General features: G+C 69.0%; 8 protein-coding genes and 1 pseudogene. 8 read left to right on the top strand and 1 reads right to left on the bottom strand.

Translation table 11 applies throughout. The features are described 5' to 3' along the window. The first annotated feature begins 82 nt into the window (after positions 1 to 82). The 8 genes and pseudogenes from JWP64_RS29795 (at position 83) to JWP64_RS29760 (ending at position 5,743) form a co-directional block, all read left to right on the top strand. Positions 83 to 790, top strand: coding sequence for a LysR family substrate-binding domain-containing protein (locus tag JWP64_RS29795; protein WP_297503572.1), 708 nt, complete (start codon positions 83 to 85; stop codon positions 788 to 790). 112 nt (positions 791 to 902) lie between these two features. Further along, positions 903 to 1,127, top strand: a complete 225-nt coding sequence (locus JWP64_RS29790) for a hypothetical protein (protein ID WP_297503570.1) — start codon at positions 903 to 905, stop codon at positions 1,125 to 1,127. A gap of 66 nt (positions 1,128 to 1,193) precedes the next feature. After that, entirely contained in the window at positions 1,194 to 1,892 is a 699-nt protein-coding gene (locus JWP64_RS29785) for a GntR family transcriptional regulator (RefSeq protein WP_297503568.1), read from the top strand. Positions 1,893 to 2,036: 144 nt separating this feature from the next. Then, positions 2,037 to 2,936 (top strand): alpha/beta hydrolase, encoded by a 900-nt coding sequence (locus tag JWP64_RS29780; RefSeq protein WP_297503566.1) that lies wholly within the window; start codon positions 2,037 to 2,039, stop codon positions 2,934 to 2,936. 136 nt (positions 2,937 to 3,072) lie between these two features. Then, positions 3,073 to 3,300 carry an EthD family reductase gene (locus JWP64_RS29775; protein WP_297503574.1) on the top strand — a complete coding sequence of 76 codons (228 nt, stop codon included), beginning with the start codon at positions 3,073 to 3,075 and terminating at the stop codon, positions 3,298 to 3,300. Between the two features lie 46 nt (positions 3,301 to 3,346). Further along, a complete protein-coding gene (locus JWP64_RS29770) occupies positions 3,347 to 4,060 on the top strand; it encodes an SDR family oxidoreductase (RefSeq protein ID WP_297503564.1) in 714 nt (237 codons plus the stop codon). Positions 4,061 to 4,072: 12 nt separating this feature from the next. Further along, positions 4,073 to 4,900, top strand: a pseudogene (locus JWP64_RS29765) (SDR family oxidoreductase); the annotation flags it as partial. A gap of 54 nt (positions 4,901 to 4,954) precedes the next feature. Continuing rightward, entirely contained in the window at positions 4,955 to 5,743 is a 789-nt protein-coding gene (locus JWP64_RS29760; RefSeq protein ID WP_297503562.1) for an enoyl-CoA hydratase/isomerase family protein, read from the top strand. Between the two features lie 663 nt (positions 5,744 to 6,406). On the opposite strand, the gene JWP64_RS29755 is transcribed toward JWP64_RS29760, so the two are convergent. Further along, the gene (locus tag JWP64_RS29755) at positions 6,407 to 7,171 is read right to left on the bottom strand and encodes a spermidine synthase (RefSeq protein WP_297503560.1); all 765 of its coding nucleotides are present in this window, start codon (positions 7,169 to 7,171) and stop codon (positions 6,407 to 6,409) included. Positions 7,172 to 7,766: the final 595 nt, after the last annotated feature.

Here is a 7,766-nt window from a genome sequence, read left to right as displayed (position 1 = left end):
CGCGGGCTTCATCGTCTGGGTCGACCTCTGCCGCGTCATATGCCCAGGATATCGGGGCCGGACCAGCCGATAGCATGGGCCGGTGACCGAGCCGGGCGACACCGCAGCATTCCGGCTCGGCTACGTTCCAGGCGTCACGCCGGGCAAGTGGGTGCGGATCTGGGCCGAGCGCCGTCCCCACGTCCCCCTGGAGCTGGTCACGGCGACCACGGACGAGGCGGTGGAGCTGATCCGGACCGGCGCGGTGGACGCCGCCGTGGTCCGGCTGCCGATCGACCGGACCGGGCTCCACACGATCCCGCTCTACACCGAGACCACCGTGGCCGTCGTCCCGAAGGAACACGTCGTCACCGCGACCGAGGAGACCACGGTCGCGGACCTGGCCGACGAGATCGTCCTCCGCCCGCAGGACGACACACTCGCCTGGCCCGGTGACCGGCCGGGGCGGTCTGCGGCGTTCGCCCCCGCGACGACGGCCGAGGCGATCGAGCTCGTCGCCGCGGGCGTCGGCCTGCTGGTCGTCCCCCAGTCGCTGGCCCGCCTCCACCACCGCCGGGACCTCACCTACCGACCGCTGGCCGACGCGCCCGGGTCGGGCGTCGGTCTCGCCTGGCCGGACGCGGAGAACACCGAGCTGATGGAAGAGTTCATCGGGATCGTCCGCGGGCGCACGGTCAACAGCTCACGCACCCCCCGCCGGGACGGCACCCCAGCCCCGGGCACATCCGCCCCCACGAAGAAGAGCGCCGCCCGGCGCCCTCCGGCGCGGCGCGGTACGCACCGTCGTTGAGTTCACCCACCGACCCGGCCACGCAGCCCGCGGCGGTGAAGGCAGCGGCGTCCGCCATCGCGTCGACCGCGGCGGCCGGGATGATCAGCCGGCCGCCGATCTTGGTCCCGAGTTGAGCGCCAACACACGTACCGTCCAGCTCCCCAGCTTGCTGAGCCGCGAAGACGATCCGGTCGCCCGCGATGTCGTCGAGGGCCTGGCCCGCGTCCAGACGTCGGTCCCGGTGGCCTGGTGGACGCTGTCGTCGTTCTTTGATGTGGCCTCGCAAGAACCCGACCTGTCGGACTGGGCCGACTCGATGCGTGCCCGTTACGTCGACGTTCCCCGCTCGGCCTGACCTGCGGATCAACGAACGCCGACGATTCGCCACGGGAATGAGCTCCGTCTGGCTACCGTGCCGCCCATGCTGGACGAGCTGGGCAAGCTGGATCCTTCCTCGGGCGTCGCCCCCTACCGCCAGATCGCGGCGTGGCTATACGCGGTGATCCGCGACGCGACACCAGGAACTCGGCTGCCGTCGAACGTCGCGTTGGCAACGCACTTCGGCGTCGTACGCATGACGATCCGGGCAGCCGTGGCCGAGCTGGCACACGACGGGCTGGTCGTCACCCGCCAAGGCTCCGGGGTCTTCGTCGCCGGACACGGGGGGCCGGGGTACTTCGAGGTCGCCGAAGCGGTGCGAGCCGACCTCGCGAGCTCCGGGCGTGACCAGCTGCCCGACGCCGCTGTGGTCGCGGCACGCCACGGAGTCTCCGACCACGTCGCTCGCCGGGCCCTCGACCTCCTGGGCTCCGAGGGACTCGAACGCGACGTCCGGCGCAAGCCCAAGTGGGTCGGCCCCGACGCCGCCGAACTCGCGCTGACCGCAGCCTGCGCGGTGCGCATCTCGTCGGTCGACCTGGACGAGCGCCGTGAGACGGTGTGGTTGCGACGAGCGATCCGCCGTGAGCCGGGTGCGGGTTGGGTCGAGGCGGATCTGAAGACGCATCAGCAGCGACGGATCGCGTTGGACGCGGAAACCGTCGCTGTGCTGCGTCAACCGCACGTTCAAGGCGCACTACGGCAGCTCACCGACGGACTACCGCCACGCCGCCCGCGATGACACGCAAGGTGGCGCGTCGATACAACGACCTGTCGCTGCAGTTCAACGCCCTGCGGCCGGGGGCCAAGAGACTGGGGTCACAGCGGCCCACGGTTGAGTCGACGCTTCTCCTGGGCCACCGCTCGAATCCCAGGAGGATCCACGATGGCTTCACGCGACATCGAGTTCGACGCCGAAGGCGTCACGCTGCGCGGCTGGTTCTACCCCGCCGAGGGTGCTGCGGGTACCGCGCCGACGATCGTGATGGCGCACGGCTACTCCGCGGTGAAGGAGATGTACCTGGACCGCTACGCCGAGCACTTCTCCGGGGCCGGGCTCAACGCGCTCGTCTTCGACAACCGCAACTTCGGCGACAGCGACGGCACGCCGCGCCAGGAGATCGACCCCTGGGCGCAGGTCCGCGACTACCGGACCGCCATCACCTACGCGACCACGCTTCCTGAGACCGACGGCAACCGGATCGGCATCTGGGGCAGCAGCTACTCCGGCGGCCACGTCCTGGTTGTCGCGGCCATCGACCGCCGCGTCAAGGCGGTCGTCAGCCAGGTCCCGCTGGTCAGCGGGTACGACAACCTGCGCGCGCTCGTCCGCGCAGACCTTCTCGACGGGTTCCGCGAGCAGTTCGACGCCGACCGCCTAGCCCGCTTCCAGGGCGACCCGCCGGCCATGGTCCCCGTGGTCGCCGAGGACCCGCTCGCCCCGTCGGCGCTGCCGACTCCGGATTCGTGGCAGTGGTTCACCGAGACCGGTAAGACCCGCGCTCCGAACTGGAAGAACGAGGTCACCCTGCGCAGCGTGGAGATGCTCGCGGAGTACAACCCGATCGCCTACATCGACCAGATCAGCCCCACGCCGCTGCTGATGCTGCCGGCCAAGAACGACGTGCTGACCCCGACCACTCTGGCCCTCGGCGCCTACGAGAAGGCCCGGGAGCCCAAGAAGCTCGAGCTGCTGCCAGGCGGCCACTTCGACGCCTACGTCAAAGGTTTCGAAGCGTCCAGCACCCCCGCCCTGGAGTGGTTCCTCAAGCACCTCGCGCCCTGACCCCACGGCCAGACCCGGTCAGCGCCGACCACCGCCGAGAGGACCAGATCCGCGATGTACCCGCTCACCGCCATCTACGCCCACCCGGGAAGGCCCGGAAGCGTTCCTCGAGCACTACCGCACGAAGCACGCCCCCATCGCACGTGACTTCCCGAAGATGAAGTCCTTCGACTGGACCGTCTACGAAACCCCCGCCGGCTCTCGTCCGGCGCACTTCCTGATCGCCGTCCTGCGCTGGGACACCAAGGAGGACGCGCTCGCCGCGCTCGCCTCCCCGCCCGCTGAGGCCGCGGTCGCCGACCTCGCCAACTTCGCCGATGCCGGCGTGGACATCGAACTCGGCGAAGTGGTCGTCGAGATCTGAGACGCATCCGCACCCAGAACGACTGAGCGGAAAGAGGGACACAGCCATGGGCAAGCTCCAGGACAAGATCGCCGTCGTCACCGGATCCAGCTCCGGCAACGGACGCGCAATCGCGATCGCGCTCGCCGCGGAGGGAGCGTCCGTCGTCTGTTCGGACATCCGCCGCGAGGCCCGCGAGGGCGGCTACGAAGGTGACATCCTCACCCCGACCGACGACGTCATCCGCGCCAACGGAGGCAAGGCCGAACACGTCGAGGCCGACGCCGGCAGCTACTCCGCGGTCGAGAACCTCGTCGCCGCCGCTGTCAACAGCTTCGGTCGGCTCGACGTCATGGTCAACAACGCCGGGATTTCCACCGGTCTGCACACCATCGTCGACGAGACCGAGGACGAGTACGACCGCACCATGCTGGTCAACGGCAAGAGCGTGTGGCTCGGCTGCAAGTTCGCCATCAAGCAGATGCTCACCCAGGAACCGATCGACGGTTCCCGCGGCCGCGTCGTGAACATCGCCTCCGTCGACTTCGCGCCCGAGCGGATCAACGTCAACGCGGTGTGCCCGGGGTTCCTGGCCACCGCGATGGTGCGCCCGTTCCTCGACGACCCGGAGCTGAACAAGGTCCTGCACGACAAGTCGCCCTGGCCCGAGCTCGGCACCGCCGAGGACGTCGCCAGGGCCACCGTGTTCCTCGGCTCCAGCGACGCCCGCTGGGCCACCGGTTCGCTGCTGACCATCGACGGCGGATACGTCGCCCCCTGATTCGGCCGACTCGACGTGATGATCAATAACGCCGGTGTGTACCGGAACGGGAAGCGGCTGCACGAGTTCAGCGAGGCAGACCTGGACTTCTGCTTCAACGTCAACGCCAAGGGAACCTTCTTCGGCTCGCAAGAGGCGATCAAGCAGTTCCTCTCCCAGGGCGACGGCGGCGTGATCGTCAACCTGGTGTCCACTGCCGGGCTGCAGGGACACCCGAACCAGTCCGTCTACAACATCTCCAAGGGCGCTCAGGCCAACCTCACGCGTTGCCTGGCCATTGAGTACGGCAAGGACGGGATCCGCGTCAACGGCATCTGCCCGACCTACGCGAAGACCTCGCTGACCCGCGAGCTCTTTGATGACAAGGACTTCGACCAGGTCTTCACCGACTCCATCCCGCTCAAGCGGTGGGGCGAGGTCGAGGACGTCGCCAACCTGGCGGTCTTCCTCGCCTCTGACGAGTCCAGCTACATCCACGGCGACCTCATCAAGGTCGACGGCGGAGAAACCCTCTGTCGCTACTCCGTCCAGCAGCAGTTGACCGCGCTCCGCCCGGTCCGCTCACGGGGCGGGGCGCGGTCGCTGCGTGCCCATCACGGTGATCCTGTTCTGTTAATGCACGTCTGCGACAGCGCTGAACTCGGACGTTTCGGCCCGAGCGCCCGCAAGAGCGATCCGATCGGCTGTTCCGGCCTCAGCCGACGGCCGTACGCCAGACTCCGCCTGAGCGTCGTTGTGGCAGCCCGCTCGCGGAGGGCTTGCCCGCAGCCCCTTCATTCAATAATTGCCGAGTGCGGGGCAGCTCCCGGGCAGGGCCCTTCTCTGGACCGTATGCGATGACCATGCAAGCCGTCATGCCTGTTGCGGCCGCCCGAAACGAAGCATGGTGAACGCATGACGCCAGTCACAGTGGAGTTCGACCACACGGGTCACGACGGTCTTGCCGTCGTCACCATCGACCATCCGCCGCTCAACCTCTACGACGACGCCTTGCGGGAATCGCTCCTCTCTGCCGTCAACCGCCTAGAAGCCGAAAGTCCGCGCGCGGTGCTGCTGCGTTCCGAAGGTCGTGTTGTCACCGGCGGAGTCGACGTCTCATTGTTCGACCGTCTGGAAGGTCCAGCGGCCAGCGCTGAACTGTTCAGAGGCATGATCGATCTTGCTCAGCGGATCGAAGCGCTGCCGTGCCCAACGGTCTACGCGGCACACGCGCTGTGCCTGACCTGGGGCTTCGAGTTCGCCCTGGCATGCGATCTGATCATCGCCGCTCCAGACGCTGCGTTCGGCCTGATCGAGGCGACCGTCGGGCTGACACCAGCATTCGGCGGCACACAACGCCTCGCCGAGCGCGCAGGAACCGGGCGAGCGCGCGAGTTCGTCATGACCGCCGGCCGCTACAGCGCCGAAACCCTGCACAGCTGGGGCGTCGTCAATGAAGTTCTCCCCGCCGATGGATTCAGCGATGCGGCTCTGGAATACGCAGGACGCCTCGCCGCAGGCCCGACGCTCGCGCACGCCGCGACCAAGGCCATCATCAGGGCCTATAGGGACGAGGGAGTAAGCGGCGCAGACAAGATCGCCCCCGAGGTAGCCGGGGCGCTCTTCGACACGGAGGACCTGCTGGGCGCACTACGGAGCTTCCTGACCGAAGGCCACGGCAGGGCGAAGTTCACCGGCCGCTGATCGCAACTGCCGACCCGGCGTCGCGGTCCGGTCTGCCCGCAGCGAACTACTCACTTGCCCGGTTCCCGGCACGACGAGAAGACCTGGCGAAGCCACCCAATCTTTCAGGGAGAACGATGGTGATGGCAGGTGCCAGCGTCCCAGACGACCCGAAGGCCGTCACGGTGGCCGATCTGGTGTCGCGGTACCCGGTCCGGGAGGTCGCTCGGGCGGGCCCCCGCAGGCTCGGAAGCCAAGCGGCCAGCGGGGCGCCCAGCGTGCTGGATCTGGTCCGTCGGGAGAGCTCCCTGGGAAACCGCCGGCCGGCTACCGGCTTGCGAGACCTTCGCCTCTGTCATCCCACGCGGGTGTCGAGGCCGCCGTCGGCGAGGATGGTCTGGGTGGGACCACCGGGCTGGTGACACGGCCGCGCCGACGGCCGGTGCCCTGTGCGTGCCCTGAGCTGGGTCGGGTGGAGTCGTCCGCCGCCGCCGCGGCCTCGCCTGATGGGGAAAATGGGATTTCTCGACCTAAACCGTGTAACCCGAACCGGGTGCCGGGCGGCCTCGGCCGGCGTAACCGACCACCTGGCCGAGGCCTTGATCCCGACCCTGGCGAGAGGGAACGAGATCCGTGGGTGATTCTCTCACGGGCGGATCCGCGGCCGGTCGGTGACCCGTCCGCTCAGCTCCTGGCGAGGTAGACGGTGTTGGTCGCCTCCCGGTCCTGCAGGGGGTTGGGGAAGCGGACGATCTCGGCCTCGGCCGTCGCGAAGACCTCGCCGAGCACGCGCGTGAAGGCGTCGTCCGGCGGGTCGTTGGACCAGAGGGCGAACACGCCTCCCGGGTACAGCAGCTCCGCGAGGCGCCGCAGCCCGGCCGGCTCGTACAGGTCGGCGTGACTCGGGTGGAGCAGATGCCGCGGGGAGTGGTCGATGTCCACGACGAGGGCATGGAAACGCCGCCCCGGGACCGCCGGGTCGAGGCCGTCACCGGAGCGGACCATCGCGAAGAAGTCCCCGTGCACCAGCGTGCAGCGGGGGTCCGCGGTCAGGGTGCGCCCCGCGGGGATCAGCCCCTCGCGGTGCCACTCGATCACCGGGTCCAGCGCCTCGACGACGGCGAGGGACCGCACGCCGGGATCCTGCAGCACCGTCAGCGCGGTGTAGCCGAGGCCGAGGCCGCCGACCACCACGTCCAGGCGCGCACCGTCCGGGCCCGTGCCGTCCGGGCTCGGGCCCCCGGCCTGGCGGACCCGCGCCGCGAGCCCAGCGAGGGCGAGGCGCGCCATCTCCTCCTCGGCCACGGTGAACATGCTGGACATCAGGAACTCGTCCCCGAGCTTGACCTCCAGGACGTCCACCGCGACGGCGGGGTCCCACCTGCGGCGCAGCTGCAACTCGCCCATCGGTGTGGGCCGCCAGTCGAGCTCGGAGAAACGTGCGGCCATCGGACCTCCAGCCAGCGGGACGCGAGCCTATCCTCACACGGCCCCCGTACGTGGCCACCTTGTCGTACGAGGCCGCGCACGCGCTCGCGCTTGTGCGGGGGATCAAGGACACGAGCCGCCAGGGTCGCTGGCACAACGCCGGTTCAAGGGCCTGGCCGAGGAGCTAGGGATCGAGGTCATTAAGGATGCCAAATTCCGATCAACACCTGCTCGGCCGTGTCGTGCTCATCGGCCAACCCGGCGATTAGCTCGTGCAAACGAGCAATCCCGGCAACCCCTCCTTGCTACATCCTGCGACTCACCAGCTGAGTCGCATAAAGAGACTGACCCGGTTGCCGGCGTGCGGGACACGGCGCACCTGCCACCCGACGATGCTCCAGGTCACCGCCGGCAGGACGAAGGCCGCTCCGCGCAGCGGTTCGATCCTCGATGTCAGACGAGGACCGTTCCGCCGTCGACAGTCAGAACCGTGCCGGTGGTGAAGGTCTGCGTCATGCAGTACAGGTAGGCCTGCGCGGCGTCGCCGACCTCACCGATGCGCCCCGCCGGGATGGCCGCGGCGACGTCCCGGTACATCTGCTCGCGGTCGGCCTCG

Source organism: Pseudonocardia sp. (assembly GCF_025465255.1).
Taxonomy (GTDB): domain Bacteria; phylum Actinomycetota; class Actinomycetes; order Mycobacteriales; family Pseudonocardiaceae; genus Pseudonocardia.
Note: the sequence above shows the minus strand (reverse complement) of the source record. Positions and strands in the feature narration are given on the sequence as shown.